Below are 18,806 nucleotides of genomic sequence, written 5' to 3' on the forward strand. Positions count from 1 at the left end.
AGGCCGAGGGCACTGGTCACGTGCCACGACCCAGCGAGGTCGCTATTTCTTCAGCATGATTGACTCACCCGACCGCTCTTCCCCGATCGTCCGGTTTACCTTCGCGACCCTCGCCGTGAACCTGCTGGTGATCGTCTGGGGCGCACTGGTTCGCGCCACCGGTTCGGGAGCGGGCTGCGGCAACCACTGGCCGTTGTGCAATGGGGAAGTCATTCCACCCTCGCCAACAGTGCACACGATCATCGAGCTGACCCACCGGGTAACCAGCGGACTTGCGCTCGTGCTGATTGTTGCGCTGGTACTCTGGACACGGCGCCGCTTTGCTGCCGGTCACTGGGCGCGTCGCGGTGCGATGGCCTCGCTGATCCTGATGCTGATCGAGGCGGCCATCGGCGCCGGCCTGGTGAAGTTCGAGTTGGTGGCCCACAATGCTTCGCTCGCGCGTGCCTTCTCGCTGGGCGCGCACCTCATCAACACCCAGCTGCTCCTCGCGGCGATCTTCCTGACGGCCCGATGGGCGGACGGCCGACGCGCCCCGACCCGCCTGGGCATCGGACGTGGCTGGTGGCTGCTGCTGCTCGCGATGGTCGCCCTGCTCGCGATCGGGATGAGCGGCGCCATCGCCTCGCTCGGTGACACGCTCTTTCCCGCGCGCACCCTGACCGAGGGGCTGGCCCAGGATCGTGACCCTACGGCGCACGTCCTGTTGCGGCTGCGAGTCTGGCATCCGGTGCTCGCGCTGGTAACCGGTGCCCTGCTGATCGTGCTCACAACCCAGGTGCGACACTGGCACGACGACCCGCGGCTCGCGCGCGCGGCACGTGTCACGGGGGCGATGGTGCTGGTGCAGTGGAGTGTGGGATTGCTCGCGCTGGTGATGCTGGTGCCGATGGCGCTGCAGTTGCTGCATCTCATCACCGCCGACCTGCTCTGGCTGTCGGTGGTCCACCTCGCCGCGGAAGCGACGGCGCCTCAGATCGAGCGCACCACCGTCGCGAGCATGTTCGCGGCCTCGGCGTCGAACACGGTTCCTGCCCCCGACTCGAGGTAGGCCAGCGCGCGATCGGCGGCCCAGCGCGGGCGGAAGGCGCGCGGTGAACGCAGCGCCGCATACGTCGATGCTGCACTGACCAGCCGACTCGCCCAGTGCGGCGTGGGTCGGAAGCGGCGTGTGGGATAACCGGACTGATCGGGGCGAAGGTGATGCTCGTACGCCACCGCCGCCGCGAGCTCCATTCCCCGGCCACCTGCCTCAAGCAGCAGGCGGGCGCCGAGCACGGTATGCGTTTCGACCGAGATCCGTTCTGCGACCGTGAGCATTTCCTTGTTCCCAAGCTCCTGATTGATCCGTGCCATGCCGATGTCGTGCAGCAGTGCCGCCACGCCGAGGCGGTGACGGCCCGGTTTGTCGACCCAGGGCGAAGCAGCGGCCATGGTCAGCAACGCCGTGTTGATGGCGTGCACCAGCGGATACCACTCGGGATTGTCGCCGTGCGCGACCTGCGGCAACTCGTGATGCTCGAACAGGCCGCCGAGGATGCGCACCACGGCCTCGGCTTCGCCTCGCGCCACAGCACCGCGCGCCGCCTCCGACCGAATCCAGGCCATCGCCTCCATCTCGTCGGCGAGGTCGAGTAGCAGTTCGCGGTTGGGCGCCCCGCCGACAAAGGCCTGCTCCGAGGGCTCCAGCGCTACATCCTCGAGCACGGCGACACTGCCGAAGACGACGCCAGGTATGCTGGCCTCGCCGACGGCCGAGCTTGCCCCCGTCGACATCCGCACCATCACCTGTTCGATCAGCATCGCCGCTGAGTCGATCGTCACGGTCGAATCGAGCTCGAGGCGCTGCACGCCCACGGCCGTGAGGCGACGGCTCCACGGCCAGTCGCTCAGTTCGTGCAGTGCGCGACCGGCGTAGACCGGCGCCCCGCCGAGGAAGAGGAGCACGGGGCGCGAGTCCACCGCGAGGAGCGAGAGGATGCTCTGATACAGTGCCTCGACTGACCGGCGGGTCGCGGGATGCCCAGGCGAATAGAGCGACGCCGCGGACATGGCTTGCGCGAACGCGTGCAGGAAACGGACGGCTTCGCTCATCCGTGACCACCCAGCATCGCGCGGATCTCCGGGTCGTTCGACTTGCTGGCGAGTTGCAGCGCAACGAGCACAGGCCGATGGTTGCGCCACCGACCCGCCAGCACTTCAAGCGCGGCGAGCATCACCGGCGTTTTCGGCAGCAATCGCTGACGTCGGAGCAACCCCTTGCGTGCGCGCACGAGCGCGAGCAATTGCGGAACAATCAGGGGATTCCCCGAGCCGGCCAGCAGACGGATCGCCTGCAAGCGGAGATCATCGCTCGCCGCGCCGAGCATCGTCAGCACCGGTGCCACCAGCGGGGCCGGACAGACCCCGTTGAGCGACGCAAGGGCGACGCGGCCGAGTGACTCATCGCCGCTCTCGAGCGCTTCGATGACGGCGCGATCGCGAATCGATGGCTGACGCAACAACACCTTGAGCGCTTCCTGGCGGACCCGGGGCTCCGGATTGTTGAACGCCGCGAAGACCTGATCGACACTGGTGATCGCCGGAAATTGCGCCAGGACCGCGAGAATGTTGCGTGCGAGGAACCACGGCGCACCGGCGAGTCGCGCGACGAGATCCTCTTCGGCAGACGGACCGATACGCGTGAGGATGTCGAGCAGGCGGCGCCTGGTGCTGCGTTCGCCGGCACGCGCGAGCGCATCAAGTAAGGGTGTCACTGCCGTTGCGCCGGAGTGCAGCGACACCCGCTCGACAAGGGTGAAGTCGGGTTGCGGTGCCGAGAGTAGTCGCTCGAGCAGGCCAGGATCCAGCACTGCATCGGCGATGGCTTGCACTGTCGCCTTGTCGTTCTTCTCGTGCTCCAGCAGCTGCAGCACTTCAACAATCTGGCCCTTCTCGCCGAGCGCGGCGGCAGCACTCAGGACAGGCGGCTCACTGCAGTTCAGTTCGAGTCCCATCGCCACGATCCGGGCGGGTTCCATCCCGAGGCGCGGATCGGTCTCCTCGTCCTGCTCGACACCGACCCCTTCCCACTGCTCCACCAGCGACGCGACCTGTGCCGAGAAGGCTCCGGCCACCACCGTGCCCGGGCCGCCCTCCACGCCAGCCAGCTTGCCGAGCAGCGATCGCAGCTGCGGCGAAATGGGCGAACCATCCGCCTCGGCGACGGACTCGAGCAGCAGCATCAACTGGGCGGGGGGAACGATCGACAGGGTGTCTCTGAGGAAACGTCGACGCGAGGCCATCGATGGCGCGGCTGCCACGACGCGTACGGTGGTCGGCTGCGACAACGCGGCGAGCACATCGACGAATCGTTTGCGCGCGCTGCCCGATGCACGATCGCCCCGTGCTGCCAGCGAGTGCGAAAACCCACCCAGCGCTTCGAAGACCCGGCGGGCGCCCTCAGGACTCTGGGTCGCACGCTCACTGATTGCATCGGCGAGGGCGGCCGTCGAGGGAGCCGTCTCCCCTTCGGCCAGACGGTGGCCGAACGCGGCCTCGACCAACTGGCCCCAGAAGACATCATCGATATCGCTCTCCATCGCCGGGTCGGCGAAGGCGAGGACATCGTAGACCATCGGCTCGATGCGGATGTGCTGCAGCCGAAGCCCTTCGACGCCGACCGTTTCGTCGGCATCGCTGGCAGCCAGGGCGCTGAGCATGATGCCGACTTCGTGCGCCGTGATGCCGGATTGCAGCGCCAAGGTCCCGATGTTGCGGCGATGCAGCCGCACCGCGAATTCGCGCAGGACGGTGGGGAGCGGCTCGACCGTGGTGCCATCGAGCAGCATACCACGAGGCGTCACACCAATGGTGATGGAATCGCGATTCATGAGTGCCGCGCCCAGTTTTTCAGTGAGCGCGGCAGCTGCGGTGACCACGAATCCGTGCCCTGCGGGGTACATCGCCGCCTTGCTCTGCGCGTTGACGAACTCGCGCAGCGCCGCCTCGACCGAGCGCGGCATCGCCACCCCGCGCGAGCGACCGCTCACTCGACGACCCGACTCCGCGAGGCGGCGACCTGCTCAGGCATGCGAGCCCATGTTCTCGACCATGGCGTTCCCGAATCCGCTGGTCGACACCTTGGTCGCACCCTCCATCAGTCGCTCGAAGTCGTACGTCACTCGCTTCTGTCCGATGGTTGCCGAGAGCGATTCAAGAATCAGGTCGGCGGCTTCGTTCCAGCCGAGGTAGCGCAGCATCATTTCGCCCGAGAGGATCACCGAGCCCGGATTCACCATGTCCTTGTCCGCGTATTTCGGGGCAGTACCGTGCGTCGCCTCGAAGATCGCGTGGCCGGTGACATAGTTGATGTTGGCCCCGGGCGCGATGCCGATGCCGCCGACCTGTGCCGCGAGCGCGTCGGAGATGTAATCGCCGTTGAGATTCAGCGTGGCGAGCACGCTATAGTCACGCGGACGCAGCAGAATCTGCTGCAGCATGGCATCGGCGATTACGTCCTTGATGATCACGCCGTTTGGCAACACCTGCCATGGGCCCCCCTCGTGGTCGACCGCACCGAATTCCTCCTTCGCCACCGCATAACCCCAGTCGCGGAAGCCGCCCTCGGTGTACTTCATGATGTTGCCTTTGTGCACCAGCGTCACGCTTGGCAACTTCTGGGCGATGGCATACTTGATCGCAGCCCGCACCAGCCGCTTCGAGCCCTCTTCCGACACCGGCTTGATGCCGATGGCGCTCGAGTCGGGAAAGCGGATGCTCTTGGCGCCCATCTCGTCCTGCAGGAAGGCAATGATCTTCTTCGCCTGATCACTGTGCGCTTCGTACTCGATGCCGGCGTAGATGTCTTCCGTGTTCTCACGGTAGATCACCATATCGACCGCGCCGGGATCCTTGACGGGCGAGGGCACACCGGTGAACCAGCGCACCGGGCGGACACAGGCGTAGAGATCGAGCTGCTGACGCAACGCGACATTCAGTGAACGGATGCCGCCACCGACCGGTGTGGTAAGCGGCCCCTTGATGGCGACCAGGTAATGGTTGATGGCGGTGATGGTGTCTTCGGGAAGCCAGGAGTCGAACTTGTTCTTGGCCTTCTCGCCGGCGTACACCTCGAACCACGCCAGGCGGCGCTTGCCGCCGTAGGCAATCTTCACCGCACTGTCGAGCACGTGCCGCGACGCGCGCCAGATGTCGGGACCAGTACCATCACCCTCGATGAAGGGGATGATCGGCGCGTCGGGCACCTGCAGCGCACCATCCTTGAGGGTGATCGGCGAGCCGTCGGTCGGCGCGGAAAGCTGCTGGAAGGCGGGCGAAGCCGCAGAATTGGTAGGCATCCCGGAATAATAGCGCCGGAGCTCGCCCCTGCCACGCAGCGCGGTGATATCCTTCCGATCATGGCGGACTCCCCCAAGCACCTCGCCCCTGCGCGACCGCTCCATCGCACCCACCTCGCCCTCAGCGCCCTCCGGACGGCATTCGGAGCGGCTGGCCGGCTTGCCCCTGGCATGACCGCGCGCGCGGCGGAGGCGCTCTTCTTTCGGACCCCGCGAGGGGCAGCACGGGCCGAGGAGGTCGCGTTCCTGAAGACTGCGAACCGCTTTACGGTCAGCGCCGCTGGAGAGCGGGTGGCGGGGTATCACTGGGGAGGCAGCGGGCCACTGGTGGTGTTCGCTCATGGCTGGCTCAGCAGCGCCGGTCGCGTCGCGCCACTCGCCAAGGCGATCCTCGCGGTCGGTGGTCAGGTAGCCACCTTTGACGCCCCGGGACACGGTGAGTCGACCGGCTGGCGTTCATCGATGCCCGAATTCGCCGCGGCGCTCCGAACAGTCGTCGCACAGGTGGGTCCGGCACACGCACTTGTCGGGCATTCGCTCGGAGGAGCTGCGTCGGTGTTTGCCGTCTCGCGAGGACTGCCCGTCAACCGGCTGGTCACCATCGCGGCGCCCGCCGACATCGCTGGCTGGGCCCACCGATTTCGCGACCTCCTCGGATTGTCGTCCGATGTCTACGCCCGGATGCAGCGCAATGCCGAGCAGCGACTCGCCATCACCTGGTCAGACCTCGACATTCCCATCGCGGCGCGCGACCTGCGCGTTCCCGGGCTTGTCGTGCACGACCTGGACGATCCGGACGTACCGTGGCAGGACGGCGAAACCCTATCGAGTGCCTGGCCGGGTGCCGAGTTCATGAGCACCACGGGCCTCGGGCACCGCGCCATCCTGCGCGATCCCGAGGTGATCCGTCGTGTAGTGGAGTTCGTGACGCGCTAGCCGCGCGCCAGGCCGGCTTCAGATCGGCTTGTAGATCGCAAACCACGCGGCGAGCGCACCGAGCAGGGGCAGCGCGAAGAGATAGACCTTGGCGACCTCCGGGCGACGGTACGGTAGCGTCCCGAACACTCCCAGAATCACCCAGATCGTCAGCTTGGCCCAGATCCATCCCGGAAAGGCGCCGCGCACCATCCCGAGTCGCGCGAGCATGCCGAATCCGCCGAGCAGGATCACAAAGAGCGCCACACCGTGCAAGGCGCCGGCGAGCTTGCGGCCGACGTTGCTTTCGCGCGTCCCGCCATTCAGCACATGCAGCGCGATGCCGCCCAGAATGGTGAAGAGCAGGAACATCCCGGACAAATGCACAATCTTGTAGATGCCGTACGAAATCATCGGTCAGCTTTCCCGCGGCCCGGGGCCGTCGCCATCAGTTGGAGAGGGTGTGAAGTATCGACCTACGGGCGCTCGATCGGAGTGCGCACGGAGTTGCCCCACTCGGTCCACGAGCCGTCGTAGTTGCGCCGTTGGCCCAGCCGAGCAGGTAGGTCAGCACGAACCAGCTGTGGGACGAGCGTTCGCCAATGCGGCAGTAGACGATCAGGTCGGCGCCGGGGCTGAGCCCCTGCTCCGTCTCGTAGAGGGTGCGCAATTCGGCCGCTGACCGGAGAGTATGGGTCTCAGGATCGACCGCCTTGGCCCACGGCACGCTGCGCGCGCCGGGGATATGTCCGCCACGTAACGCCCCTTCGTTGGGATAGTCGGGCATATGCATCCGCTCGCCGCGGAACTCTTCGGGCGAGCGCACGTCGACCAACTGACCGCCGCGCCCGACGTGCGCCAGCACATCGTCCTTGAAGGCACGAATAGTCGCATCCTGGCGCGGCCCCACCTCGATGTTGCCCGGCCGCACTACCGTGCGGTCGGTCACCAGCGGGCGGCCTTCTTCCTGCCAGCGTGCCCGTCCGCCGTCGAGCAGCCGAAGCTGCTTCAAACCGAAGAGCTGGAAGACCCAGAGCGCGTAGCACGCCCACCAGTTGTTCTTGTCGCCGTAGAACACGATGGTGGTATCGTCATCGATACCCCGTTCGCGCAGGAGTGCCTGAAAGCGATCGCGATCGACGTAATCACGGACGACGGCGTCGTTGAGGTCCTGTACCCAATCGATCTTCACCGCGCCGGGGATGTGCCCCGTCTCGTAGAGCAACAAGTCTTCGTTGGATTCGAGGAGCCGAACCTTCGGATCGTCGAGGTGCGCGGCGACCCACGCGCAATCCACCAGCACTTCCGGGTGGGCGTAACCACGGCTTCCGATGGCGGTGACAGCAGGAATGGACATCAGGGATTTCCCGGGCCAAGCAGGTCTTCGAGAACTTTGTCGACCACCTCGACGACTCGGCCCGACACAATGCGTGCGAGCACGTCCACGGTCTCGAGTGGCAGCGATTCAGGGTGTTTGCGGTCCCGCTGAAACCGGACGATCTGGCCGAGGAGTACGGCGGCCATCGGCGACGCGCTCTCCTCGCTGGTCTCAGCGTCGTCATCCTCTGTCGCGTCGGCAACGGCACGTTCATAACTCGATGATGGCACGGAGGACGACCACGGCTCCGACTCGTCATCACCATCCGGTTCGATCGGTGTCGGTGGCATGGGGACGATCGCGTAGAGCTCACAGCGCAGGCCCGGTTCCTCCTCGCGCGCCGCGAGCACCAGTTGCCGTGGCTCTCCGAAGACGCCGTGGCGCTCGAAATACTCGATCGCCCCCGGTGGCACTGCGCATCGAGCTACCAGATTGCCATCGAGGAAGGTGCCCAGGCATTTCATCCCTTCGGGGACGCGCTCGTCGCTGATCTCCTCGACACGGAGTGGCACCGGCGCGTCCGTCGCCGCCAGCACCGAAGCCGGCCGGGCTGCGTCGTCGTCGGGTGGTGTCAGGTCGAATGGCTCGTCGATCATCGGTTCAGCCCCGGCTGGTTCGGAGAGGAAATCTACTCTCGTCGGCGTATGCCCCCTCCCCTACGTATGTTCTACGCCTCCCGATGTCAGATCTCGCCGCGCTTCCGCCCTCGCTGGACCATACCGCCGCCGCCCGCTGGCCGACGCGCGCGGCGGCGCACGTACTGGGCGTCGGCCTGCTCCTGGCCGTGGTCGCGGCGTTACCGGCTTCGCCGAGCGACCTGGATCGACACCAGCTGCCGAAAGAGACGGCGGTCCATCTCGCCGTCTGGCTTGCGGTCGCACTGGCCCGTCCGTTTCCTGCTACCGGGCTTCGGCGCGCGACGAGCTGGAGCCTGGTCCTGCTGCTCGCGATCACGATCGCCGCTACCGCCGGCGCGACCAACCTCTGGATGGCCGCGCGCGCCGCGGGACTCACCATCTCCGGAATCGCCGCACTCGTCACGGCGCGGCAGCTCGCCGCTGCCGGACTTGCCGACACCTTGCTCGGCTGGGCCGCAGTCGCCGCGGCGACCGGCACCGCCACGGGGCTCGCCCAGGCTTACGGCCTGAGTTCGCCGTTCTTTGCCGCGACACGCGCACCGGGTGGGACCTTCGGCAATCGCAACTTCATGGCTCACTTCGCTACCCTCAGTCTGCCGGTGGCCGGGGTCATCGCGCTCGGTGCCCGGCGTCGATACGCCGTGATGGCGCTGCTGCTCACGATCGCGCTTGTCACCGCGATCGTCCTCTCCCGTTCACGCGCAGCGTGGCTCGGCACGGTTGCGGTCGCGGGCACCAGTGCACTGGTATTGCTGCAGGCGCGGCGACGCGGCGAGTTGCCGATCGCGCGTGGTCGCCCTGCGCTGCTCCTCGCGGCCGGCGCGCTCGGCGTGGTTGCCGCACTGACGATTCCGAATGTGCTGGAGTGGAAGGCCCGTTCGCCCTACGCCGAAACGCTCGGTGACATTGCCAATCGTCGCGAAGGGTCGGGGCGCGGCCGGATGGTCCAGTATCGCAACACGTTGAAGCTCGCGCTTGAGCATCCCGTGCTCGGTGTCGGTCCGGGAAACTGGCCCATCCGATATGGCGATGTCGCGCCCTCGTCCGACCCCTCGTGGGCCTTCGGCGATCCGGTGCCACTCAATCCCTGGCCATCGAGCGACTGGATGGCGGTGCTCAGCGAGCGAGGCATCATCGCCGTGGGAGCACTCGCCTTTCTCGGATTTGCCCTGGCCTGGCGCGGAGTGACCGCAGCGATGTCGGGGGGAACACGCGCATTGAACGGCGCGGCGCTCCTGGCGCTCCTCGCGGCGGTCGCTGTGATCGGGGTATTCGATGCCGTGCTGCTCCTGCCGACGCCGCTGCTATTCGTCGCACTCGCGGCAGGGGCGCTGCTGCAACGTGCCGATGGCACGGCGTTGATCGAAGACGATGCACCACGGCATAGCACCGCATTCGGCACCGCAGTCATGGTGCTGCTCTGCCTGATTGCCTTGCGCAGCGTCACCCAGACCACCGCGTACCTCGTCGCCGGCAATGGCCGCGACCTCCGCCGACTGACCTGGGCCGCACGCATCGACCCCGGCAGCTATCCGATTCGCATCGCCCTCGCTGAGCGCGGTAACTGTGCTGCCGTGCGTGATGACGCCGCGGCAGCGCTTCGGATGGCCCCGAACTGGCCCGCGCCGAGAGCGGCGGCGCGCAGGTGCGGTGTGCGGTAGGACGAGAAGGGGGAAGGGAGAAGGGAGAAGGGAGCCGCACCCGCACAATCAGGACCGCTGCTGCGTACTGATGATGACCGGTTCTTGCGCTCTCCGGCAAACTTCCCCACATGAAATCGCACCGAGACTTGATCGCTTGGCAGGTCGCCCACGAAAATGCACTCGAGGTCCATCGCTACGCGGAGGCGGCGTGGACTCCGGCTCGATCCACGATATTCGATCAGCTTCGCCGCGCTTCACTCTCTGTCCAGCTGAATCTCGCGGAAGGCTATGCGTCTGGAATCGGATCTCGTTGTCGATTTCACTTCCGAATCGCGCATGCGTCAGCCGTGGAGACGACCGAACTGTTGCGTTTCCTTGGGGACCTGGGTGCGCAGATCCCGACGCTCATCAGTATGTCCGTGCGAGCGCAGGGCTTAACGTATGGCCTTTGGAAGAAGTCCAGGGGCTAATTCTCCCTTCTCCCTTCTCCCTTCTCCCTTCTTATCTTATCGGCCATACTCCGCCCAACTCCCATCATACACCGCCACCGGCGCCCCCACTCCTTCCGGATCCGCGGCGCGAATCACCTCGACCGCGAGCGCGAGAGTGCACGCCGTCACGCCGGATCCGCAGGTGGAAATCATCGGCCGCGACAGATCGATGCCATGTTCACGCAACAGTGCGCGCAACTCGGCCGGTGACTTGAACAACCGCGTCGCCGGATTGGTGAACTCGGCGAAGGGCGTGTTCACGCTGCCGGGTATGTGCCCGCGCCGGAGACCGGCGCGTGGCTCGTCCTCGGTGCCATTGAACCGCGGAGCCGAACGGCAGTCGGCGATCTGCGCGGACTCGGAACCCGAGACGACTCGGTCGACCTCCGCCCGATCCCGTACCAGCGAACGATCGATGACGGGAACGCGGTAGCCGGTGGGAAGTCGGCGGACGACGCCACGCTGTACCGGACGAGTTTCGCGAGCCCACGCGCCGAAGCCGCCGTCGAGCACCGAGACGTTGTGGTGGCCGAAGACGCGGAACATCCACCAGGCGCGTGCGGAACTCAGATTCAGGCCACTGCCGTCGTAGCAGATCACCCGGTCATCGGGGCGGATGCCGAGACGCTCGGCGATGCCGGCAAACCGCTCTGCCGACGGCAGCATGTGGGGAAGATCGGCATCGGGGTCACTGGCGGCATCGAGATCGAACCGGACGGCACCGGGGACGTGGGCCGCGAGATATTCGCTATCGGCATCGCGCCCCATCGCCGGCAGATAATACGATGCGTCAAGCACGACGATCCCGGGCTCGTGACCGTGTGCCGTGAGCCAGTTGGCCGAAACCAGGGGAGGGGTCATCGGAGCGGCACTAGATTCCACGCGCAATCCTCGAGGATGATCTGGCGATGGTATTCGATACCCTGATAAATCGCTTCCGGGCCGCCGATCGCAACACCCGGCTCGAGACGCTGCTCGACTACTCCCGTAAGCTACCCGAGTTGCCCGCGGAGTTGCGGGTAGCGAGCGATCTGGAGGCCCATCGCGTCACCGAATGCCAGACGCCGGTTTTCCTCTGGGTCGGCGTTGCCGGCAGTGCCGTAACAATACATGCCGAGATTCCGCGGGAGTCGCCCACCGTCCGCGGCTTCGTCTCGCTCCTTGTTGCCCGGCTCAACGGGGCCTCTCCGGCCGATGTCGCGGCGGTCCCCGATGACCTGCTCGACCAGCTCGCGCTGGGCGAGACCCTCGGCATGATGCGCACCCAGGGACTCACCGCCATACTCGGCCGGATCAAGCGATCGGTCGCCGCAGCCAATACGGGGAGATGAGATGTACGCCCTTATCCTGATTCGCTATCGCCGGCCCCTCGAGGAAATCGTCGCGGCCACCGAGGGTCACCGGAATTACCTCAAGACCCTGAAGGCCGAGGGGGTCCTGCTTGCCTCCGGGCCGTTCGATCCGCGCGTAGGGGGTGCCTTGTTGCTCCGGGTGCCGGACGGCGACACGCGTGCGCTCGACCGGATTCGCGACAACGACCCCTTCTTCCGCGACGGGCTCGCCAACTACGAACTGTTACCCTGGAACCCGGTGCTGGGCGCCGAAGGCCTCGATCAGCTGTAGCGCGGAGCTTGGCCTGCCCGCGAAACCGCGACCGGGCATTCTCCGTTGTTGACCCACCCGACAACTTCTGGCAGTGTTAGTGGTTCCCGGACAGCTCTCCCGCCTCATCCCGAAAGGATCCTGATGCAACGCCGCGACTTCCTGGCCGTCTCCGGCTTGGCCGCGGGGCTCTCCCTGGCTCCGCTCCGCCGTACTGGCGCCCTGACTCCGATTCCCAGCGCCGACAAGAAGGCCCTCGCCGATGCCGCCCTCGGCGCGGCGCGCGGAGCCGGCGCCTCGTATGCCGACGTCCGGATCGGACGCTACCGCAATCAGTTCGTCTCGGCCCGGGAGCGAAAGATCAATGCCGTCGCCGACTCCGAATCATTCGGCGCGGGAATCCGGGTCATCGCACAGGGCACCTGGGGCTTCGCCGCCACCAACGATCTCACCGTCGACGGGATTGCGAAGGCCGCGCGGCAGGCGGTCGCTATCGCGAAGGCCAATGCGATCCTGCAGACCGAGCCGGTGCAGCTCGCCCGGGAACCCGGCTACGGCGAAGTGAGCTGGAAGACACCGATCGAAGTCAACGCCTTCGACATCCCGATCCAGCAGAAGGTTGATCTGCTGATGTCGGTCGGCGACGCCGCGATGACCGCGGGGGCGACCTTCATCAACATGAACATCGGCCTCGTCAATGAACAGAAATATTTTGCCAACACCGACGGCACCTACGCCGACCAGGATATCCACCGGATCTCCCCCGGCTTCAACGTCACCGTGGTCGACCGCACGACGGGCGCCTTCCAGACGCGAGCCTCGCTGAGCGCGCCGATGGGGATGGGCTGGGAATACCTGACGCTGCGCGCGCAGGATCGCCTGGTGGGCCCCGCTTCGGTGCTCTACAACCGATCGTACGACATGGTGGAAGATGCAAGGCTCGCCGCGGAGCAAGCGAAGGCCAAGCATGGGGCCACGTCGGTTACGCCGGGGAAATACACGCTGGTGCTCGATCCGACTCACCTCTGGCTGACCATTCATGAGTCGGTGGGGCATCCGCTCGAGCTGGATCGCATCCTCGGCTACGAAGCGAATTACGCTGGCACCTCCTTCGCCTCGCTCGACAAGCTCCGTTCGAAGACGTTCCGGTATGGCTCCCCTGCCGTCAACATCGTCGCCGACAAGCTGGAGCCGGGTTCCCTCGGCGCGTGCGGCTGGGACGACGAGGGGGTCAAGACGCAGAAGTGGGATCTCGTCAAGGACGGCATCCTCACCGACTTCCAGGCGATCCGCGACCAGGCGCATATCCTGGGTCACGCGCGATCCCACGGCTGCTGCTATGCCGACAACTGGAGCTCGGTGCAATTCCAGCGGATGCCGAATGTCTCGCTCGCACCGGGCAACGCACCACTTCTCCCCGCCGCGATGATCGCCAATGTCGAGAAGGGGATCTACATCCTCGGCAATGGCTCGTATTCGATCGACCAGCAGCGCTACAACTTCCAGTTCGGTGGCCAGCTGTTCTACGAGATCCGGAACGGCAAGATCACCGGCCAGCTGAAGGATGTGGCCTATCAGGCCAACACCCTGGAATTCTGGAACTCGACGACGGCGACGTGCGACAAACGCGACTGGCGGCTTGGCGGATCGTTCAATGACGGCAAGGGACAGCCAGGGCAGTCGAGTGCTGTCTCGCACGGTTGCTCCACCACACGGTTCGACGGCATCAACGTCATCAACACGGCGAGGAAGCTCTGATGGCGATGCTCACGGAAGCGCAGGCGCGCGAACTCCTCGATCGGGTGCTCAAGCAGTCGCAGGCCGAAGCCTGTGCCGCGAGCGCGGGCGGTTCGCACGGTGGCAACATCCGCTACGCCCGCAACACGGTGACCACGGCCGGCGAGGAAACCGATCAGCGCCTCAACGTCACGGCCATCTTCGGCAAGCGCAGCGGCTCGTCCAGCACGAACGACTTCTCGTCGGAGTCGATCACCGCCTGCGTGCGACGGGCGGAGTCGCTCGCGAAGCTCTCCCCCGAGAATCCGGAATCAATGCCGTTGCTCGGCGCTCAGAGCTACCGCCCGACGCCGGCATGGAATGACCGTACTGATGGCGTCACGGCAATGGACCGGGCCCGGATTGCGGCAGCCAGCATCCAGCCCGCGAAGGCGGCCAAGTGCGTCGCGGCCGGTTTCGAGAACGACTCGGCCCGCTGGACCGCCAATGCCAACTCGGCCGGACAATTCGGCTACCATCGCAGCACGGCCGCCGCGTTCTCCGTGACGATGCGCACGGACGATGAGACCGGTTCCGGTTACGCCACCACCGACGCCAACGACTTCGGCGGGCTCGGGGCCGAGCGCGCATCGCAGTCGGCGATCCAGAAGGCTGTCGCGTCGCGCCAGGCACGCGCGCTCGAGCCCGGGAAGTACACCGTGATCCTCGAGCCACCGGCATCCGAGGAGCTGCTCGGGTTCCTCTGGGGCCAGTTCAACGCCCGCAATGCGGATGAGGGCCGCTCGTTCCTTGCCAAACAGGGCGGTGGCAACCGGCTCGGCGAGAAGCTCTTCGACGAGAGCGTGACCGTGCGATCGGATCCGTGGGACGCGCGCATTCCCGGCGCGCCATGGGGCGGTGACGGCGCACCGGCGCAGGCAACGACCTGGATCGACAAGGGCGTGGTGAAGTCGCTCGCGTGCAACCGCTACTGGGCCGAGAAGACTGGCCGCTCGCCGCTGAACGGCCCCGGCAACATCATCATGGAAGGCGGCACAGGGAGCGTCGACGACCTGATCAAGGGCACCGAGCGCGGCATCCTGGTGACCCGCTTCTGGTATATCCGGTCGGTGGACCAGCAGACGGTGCTCGCCACCGGCCTCACCCGCGACGGCACCTTCTATATCGAGAATGGACAGATCAAGCACGCCGTGAAGAATTTCCGGTTCAATGAGTCGCCGGTAATCATGCTCAACAACGTCGACGCGCTGGCAGCCCCGGTGCGGATCAACGGTTCGCTGCTGCCGCCCATGCGAATCCGCGACTTCACCTTCACCTCGCTCTCGGACGCGATCTGAGACGGAGGAGCAATACCATGTCGACGCGAAGGGATTTCATCTCGACCACTTCGGCGGCAGCCGGGTTCGCCCTGCTGGCACGCAACGGGCGCCCAGTCGCCTCGTTCAGCGGACTGATCACGCCGCTGCCGACCGCCGACAAGAAGGCGCTTGCCGATGTCGCGCTCAACACGGCCCGCGGCAAGGGTGCCAGCTACGCCGATGTCCGCATCGGACGCTATCTCAACGAAGGCATTTTCTCGCGCGACCGGATGATCCAGGGGGTCCAGAGCACCGAGTCGTATGGCGCGGGAGTTCGAGTGCTGGTGGATGGCACCTGGGGCTTCGCCGCGACCGATGTCGTGACATCGGACGGCATCGCCCGGGCGGCCAATGACGCCGTTGCCATTGCCAAAGCCAATAGCAAGCTCGGCTCACGTCCGGTCGAACTCGCGGCGCAGCGCGGGTACGGTGAGGTGACCTGGAAAGCCCCGATCGAGAAGAACGCCTTCTCGATTCCGATCGCCGAAAAGGCGGCCCTCCTCACCGCCGCCGGTGATGCGGCGCTCAAGGCCGGCGCCTCCTTCCTCGACGGCGCGCTCTTCGTGGTGAACGAACAGAAGTATTTCGCCTCCACCGACGGCTCCTACATCGACCAGGATATTCATCGGCTCTGGCCGACCTTCACGGCGACGTACGTCGACGCCAAGTCGGGCAAGTTCGAGACTCGGGACGCGTTGTCCAGCCCGGTCGGCATGGGTTGGGAGTACCTCTCGACGCGGCCGCAGGACAAGGTCACCGGTCCTGCCGGCGTGCTGTACGGCAATCGGTATGACCTCGTTGCCGATGCAGCGCAAGCGGCACGCGACGCCAAGGGCAAGTTGACGGCGACCTCCGTCACACCGGGCAAGTACGACCTGGTGCTCGAGCCGGCGCACATGTGGCTGACGATTCACGAATCGGTGGGCCATCCGACCGAACTCGACCGCGTCCTCGGGTACGAGGCCAACTTCGCTGGCACCTCCTTCGCCACGCTCGACAAGTGGAAGAGCGGGACCTTCAAGTACGGCTCCCCGCTGATGAACATCGTCGCCGACAAGCTCCAGCCGGGATCGCTCGGCGCGGTCGGTTATGACGACGAAGGAGTGAAGACGAAGGAGTGGGACATCATCAAGGACGGCGTTCTGGTGAACTATCAGGCGATCCGCGATCAGGTGGGCGTGCTCGGGCAGACTGAATCGCAGGGCTGCTGCTACGCCGATAACTGGAGCTCGGTACAGTTCCAGCGGATGCCGAACATCTCGCTCCGCCCGGGACGCACCCCGCTCACGCCGACCGAACTGATTGCCAAGGTTGAACGCGGGATCTACATCGTCGGTGCGGGGTCGTTCTCCATCGACCAGCAGCGCTACAACTTCCAGTTCGGCGGCCAGACCTTCCACGAGATCAAGAACGGCAAGCTTGCAGGTCCGCTCAAGGATGTGGCGTACCAGAGCAACACGACCGAATTCTGGAATTCGCTCACCGCGGTCTGTGACGGCCGGGACTATCGACTTGGCGGCTCTTTCTTTGACGGCAAGGGGCAGCCTTCCCAGTCGAGCGCGGTATCGCACGGCTCATCCACGGCTCGATTCAATGGCGTAAACGTCATCAACACCGCGAGGAAGATCTGATGGCGCTCATTACCGAGGCCGAAGCCAAGGCCATCATCGACCGCGTGCTCGCCCGTTCGAAGGCCGAAGATTGCGTGGTGTACCTGAACGAGGGGACGAGCGGCAACATCCGCTTCGCCCGGAACGCGGTCAGCACCTCGGGCAGCGCGCACAACACCTCGCTCTTCGTGGTATCCGCGTTCGGAAAGCGATCGGGCGGCGCGAGCGTCAACTCGCTGGACGATGAGTCGATTGCCCGGCTCGTCGCTCGCTCGGAAGAACTCGCTCGCCTGGCTCCGGAAGATCCAGAATACATGCCACCGCTCGGGCCGCAGAAGTACGCCGTCGGACGCGACTGGGCGGATAGCACGGCGGCACTCGACCCCGACAAGCGTGCGGCCATCGCCCAGATCGGGCTCGACGCCGCCAAGGCGAAGGGATGCGTTGCTGCCGGCTATCTGGACCACAGCGACGGGATCAGTGCGATGGGGACCTCCAAGGGGCTCTTCGCGTACGATCGCTCCACGGCGGCCGGATACTCGGTCACCATGCGGACCGAGGATGGCCTGGGATCCGGCTTCGGCACGACGGACTCTCACGATGCATCGCGCCTCGATGTCGCCGGGGTATCGCGTCTCGCCGCCGAAAAAGCGGCGGCATCGCACGAGACTCGCGCGGTGGAGCCGGGCAAGTACACCGTGATTCTCGAACCGGCCGCGTCGGTGGACCTGATCCAGAACATTCTCTTCTCGATGGACGCACGCAGCGCGGAGGAAGGCCGGTCGTTCCTCTCGAAGCAGGGCGGCGGGACGCGACTCGGCGAGAAGATGCTCGATGAACGAGTGAACATCTACTCCGACCCCATGGACCCGATCGGCCCGGCCACGCCGTGGACCGGCGATGGGCGACCGTTGGAGCGGACATCATGGATCGAGAAGGGAGTGGTGAAGAACCTTTCCTACTCCCGCTACTGGGCGCAGAAGCGGAACGTTCCGGCGCAACCCGGACCGGCGAACTTCCTGATGGCCGGCGGGACAGCATCGACGGAAGAGCTGATCCGTGGGACCGAGCGCGGCATCCTGGTCACCCGCACCTGGTACATTCGCTCGGTCGACCCGCAGACCCTGCTCTTCACCGGGCTCACTCGCGACGGGACCTTCTACATCGAGAACGGCAAGCTCGCCTACGCGGTAAAGAATTTCCGCTTCAACGAGTCACCAGTCATCATGCTGAACAACCTCGATGCGCTTGGCGCGCCCGTGCGGGTTCGCAATGCCGAGACGGGGCTGGTCTCGGTGATTCCGCCGATGCGGATCCGCGACTTCACCTTCTCCTCGCTTTCGGACGCGGTGTAGGGGAACGCGCCCCTCGTCGCGATGCCCACTCGCCGACAGTTTGCCACCGCCGCGTTTGCCGGGGCCGCCTCGTTACTGGCCCCCGGCGCGGAGGCGCGCGCCCTCACCTTCGGGCGGCGACGGAGCGACTTCACCTTCACCCGGCTGCGCTATCGCTCGGGCGACTGGGATGTCGACCAGCGGATGCCGGCCAACCTGATCAACTCGCTGGCCGAGTACACCACCGTCTCGGTGGAGCCCCGGGAGAAGGTGATCGACCTCGAATCGACGGCAATCTTCGATGCTCCCTTTGCGTATCTCGCGGGGCATCGGCTGGTCGAGTTCACGCGCCCGGAGCGCGAGCATCTCACCCGTTGGCTGCAGAACGGCGGATTTCTCTTCGCCGACGACTGCAACCACGATATCGACGGACTCTTCGCGAGGACCTTCGAGGCCGAAATGGGGCGAATCTTCGGCGCAACGTCCCTCGTCAAGCTTCCGAAATCTCACGGGCTCTGCAACGCGTTTTTTCGCTTTCCCAATGGGCCACCCAACACCTCACTGGAGCTGAACGGGTGGGGCGATGACCTGGTCCATGACTACGTGAAAGGGATCACCATCGACGGCCGCCTGGCCGTCCTCTACAGCAACAAGGACTACGGGTGCGAGTGGGATTACGACTTCCGGAACAAGCGCTTCCTTGCCGAGGACAACACGAAGTTCGGCGTGAACATCGTCCTCTACGCCATGTCACGGTGACC

The 18,806-nt window shown here is 65.8% G+C and carries 16 protein-coding genes and 1 pseudogene; 10 read left to right on the top strand and 7 right to left on the bottom strand.

The features are described 5' to 3' along the window. Window positions 1-55 precede the first annotated feature (55 nt). Complete coding sequence (locus tag V4558_14645) at window positions 56-1,051, top strand: COX15/CtaA family protein (GenBank protein ID MES2306739.1); 996 nt, start codon at window positions 56-58, stop codon at window positions 1,049-1,051. On the opposite strand, the gene V4558_14650 is transcribed toward V4558_14645, so the two are convergent. From V4558_14650 to icd, 3 genes are read right to left on the bottom strand one after another with little or no spacing between them, the layout of a single operon-like run. After that, window positions 973-2,094 carry an HD domain-containing phosphohydrolase gene (locus V4558_14650; protein MES2306740.1) on the bottom strand — a complete coding sequence of 374 codons (1,122 nt, stop codon included), beginning with the start codon at window positions 2,092-2,094 and terminating at the stop codon, window positions 973-975. The two genes, V4558_14645 and V4558_14650, sit on opposite strands and share 79 nt — an antisense overlap. Further along, the gene (locus V4558_14655) at window positions 2,091-4,031 is read right to left on the bottom strand and encodes a hypothetical protein (GenBank protein ID MES2306741.1); all 1,941 of its coding nucleotides are present in this window, start codon (window positions 4,029-4,031) and stop codon (window positions 2,091-2,093) included. Before V4558_14655 ends, V4558_14650 begins: the two co-directional genes overlap by 4 nt. Window positions 4,032-4,064: 33 nt before the next feature. Further along, complete coding sequence (icd, locus tag V4558_14660) at window positions 4,065-5,339, bottom strand: NADP-dependent isocitrate dehydrogenase (protein MES2306742.1); 1,275 nt, start codon at window positions 5,337-5,339, stop codon at window positions 4,065-4,067. A 60-nt stretch (window positions 5,340-5,399) separates the two neighbouring features. Between icd and V4558_14665 the strand changes: the two genes are divergently transcribed. Next, complete coding sequence (locus tag V4558_14665) at window positions 5,400-6,275, top strand: alpha/beta fold hydrolase (protein MES2306743.1); 876 nt, start codon at window positions 5,400-5,402, stop codon at window positions 6,273-6,275. 18 nt (window positions 6,276-6,293) lie between these two features. Here V4558_14665 and V4558_14670 read toward each other — a convergent pair whose 3' ends face one another. The 3 genes and pseudogenes from V4558_14670 to V4558_14680 form a co-directional block, all read right to left on the bottom strand. Beyond that, the gene (locus tag V4558_14670; GenBank protein ID MES2306744.1) at window positions 6,294-6,668 is read right to left on the bottom strand and encodes a hypothetical protein; all 375 of its coding nucleotides are present in this window, start codon (window positions 6,666-6,668) and stop codon (window positions 6,294-6,296) included. A gap of 62 nt (window positions 6,669-6,730) precedes the next feature. After that, window positions 6,731-7,611, bottom strand: a pseudogene (locus V4558_14675) (sulfurtransferase). Beyond that, window positions 7,611-8,228 carry a hypothetical protein gene (locus tag V4558_14680; protein MES2306745.1) on the bottom strand — a complete coding sequence of 206 codons (618 nt, stop codon included), beginning with the start codon at window positions 8,226-8,228 and terminating at the stop codon, window positions 7,611-7,613. Before V4558_14680 ends, V4558_14675 begins: the two are co-directional and overlap by 1 nt. 83 nt (window positions 8,229-8,311) lie before the next feature. On the opposite strand from V4558_14680, the gene V4558_14685 reads away from it, so the two are divergent. Beyond that, window positions 8,312-9,931 (top strand): O-antigen ligase family protein, encoded by a 1,620-nt coding sequence (locus V4558_14685; protein MES2306746.1) that lies wholly within the window; start codon window positions 8,312-8,314, stop codon window positions 9,929-9,931. 488 nt (window positions 9,932-10,419) lie between these two features. On the opposite strand, the gene V4558_14690 is transcribed toward V4558_14685, so the two are convergent. Beyond that, window positions 10,420-11,265, bottom strand: a complete 846-nt coding sequence (locus V4558_14690) for a sulfurtransferase (protein ID MES2306747.1) — start codon at window positions 11,263-11,265, stop codon at window positions 10,420-10,422. A 47-nt stretch (window positions 11,266-11,312) separates the two neighbouring features. Here V4558_14690 and V4558_14695 point away from each other — a divergent pair, with 47 nt between their 5' ends. From V4558_14695 to V4558_14725, 7 genes are all read left to right on the top strand, one after another. Then, entirely contained in the window at window positions 11,313-11,735 is a 423-nt protein-coding gene (locus tag V4558_14695; protein MES2306748.1) for a SufE family protein, read from the top strand. Window position 11,736: 1 nt separating this feature from the next. Then, the gene (locus V4558_14700; protein MES2306749.1) at window positions 11,737-12,027 is read left to right on the top strand and encodes a YciI family protein; all 291 of its coding nucleotides are present in this window, start codon (window positions 11,737-11,739) and stop codon (window positions 12,025-12,027) included. 123 nt (window positions 12,028-12,150) lie between these two features. Beyond that, entirely contained in the window at window positions 12,151-13,764 is a 1,614-nt protein-coding gene (locus tag V4558_14705; GenBank protein ID MES2306750.1) for a TldD/PmbA family protein, read from the top strand. Next, the gene (locus tag V4558_14710; GenBank protein MES2306751.1) at window positions 13,764-15,080 is read left to right on the top strand and encodes a TldD/PmbA family protein; all 1,317 of its coding nucleotides are present in this window, start codon (window positions 13,764-13,766) and stop codon (window positions 15,078-15,080) included. Before V4558_14705 ends, V4558_14710 begins: the two co-directional genes overlap by 1 nt. 17 nt (window positions 15,081-15,097) lie before the next feature. Beyond that, window positions 15,098-16,732 (top strand): TldD/PmbA family protein, encoded by a 1,635-nt coding sequence (locus tag V4558_14715; protein ID MES2306752.1) that lies wholly within the window; start codon window positions 15,098-15,100, stop codon window positions 16,730-16,732. Continuing rightward, window positions 16,732-18,066, top strand: a complete 1,335-nt coding sequence (locus V4558_14720; GenBank protein MES2306753.1) for a TldD/PmbA family protein — start codon at window positions 16,732-16,734, stop codon at window positions 18,064-18,066. The genes V4558_14715 and V4558_14720 overlap by 1 nt, the downstream gene beginning before the upstream one ends. A gap of 21 nt (window positions 18,067-18,087) precedes the next feature. Continuing rightward, the gene (locus V4558_14725) at window positions 18,088-18,804 is read left to right on the top strand and encodes a DUF4159 domain-containing protein (protein ID MES2306754.1); all 717 of its coding nucleotides are present in this window, start codon (window positions 18,088-18,090) and stop codon (window positions 18,802-18,804) included. Window positions 18,805-18,806 lie beyond the last annotated feature (2 nt).

This window comes from Gemmatimonadota bacterium (genome assembly GCA_040388535.1).
Classification (GTDB): domain Bacteria; phylum Gemmatimonadota; class Gemmatimonadetes; order Gemmatimonadales; family GWC2-71-9; genus Palsa-1233.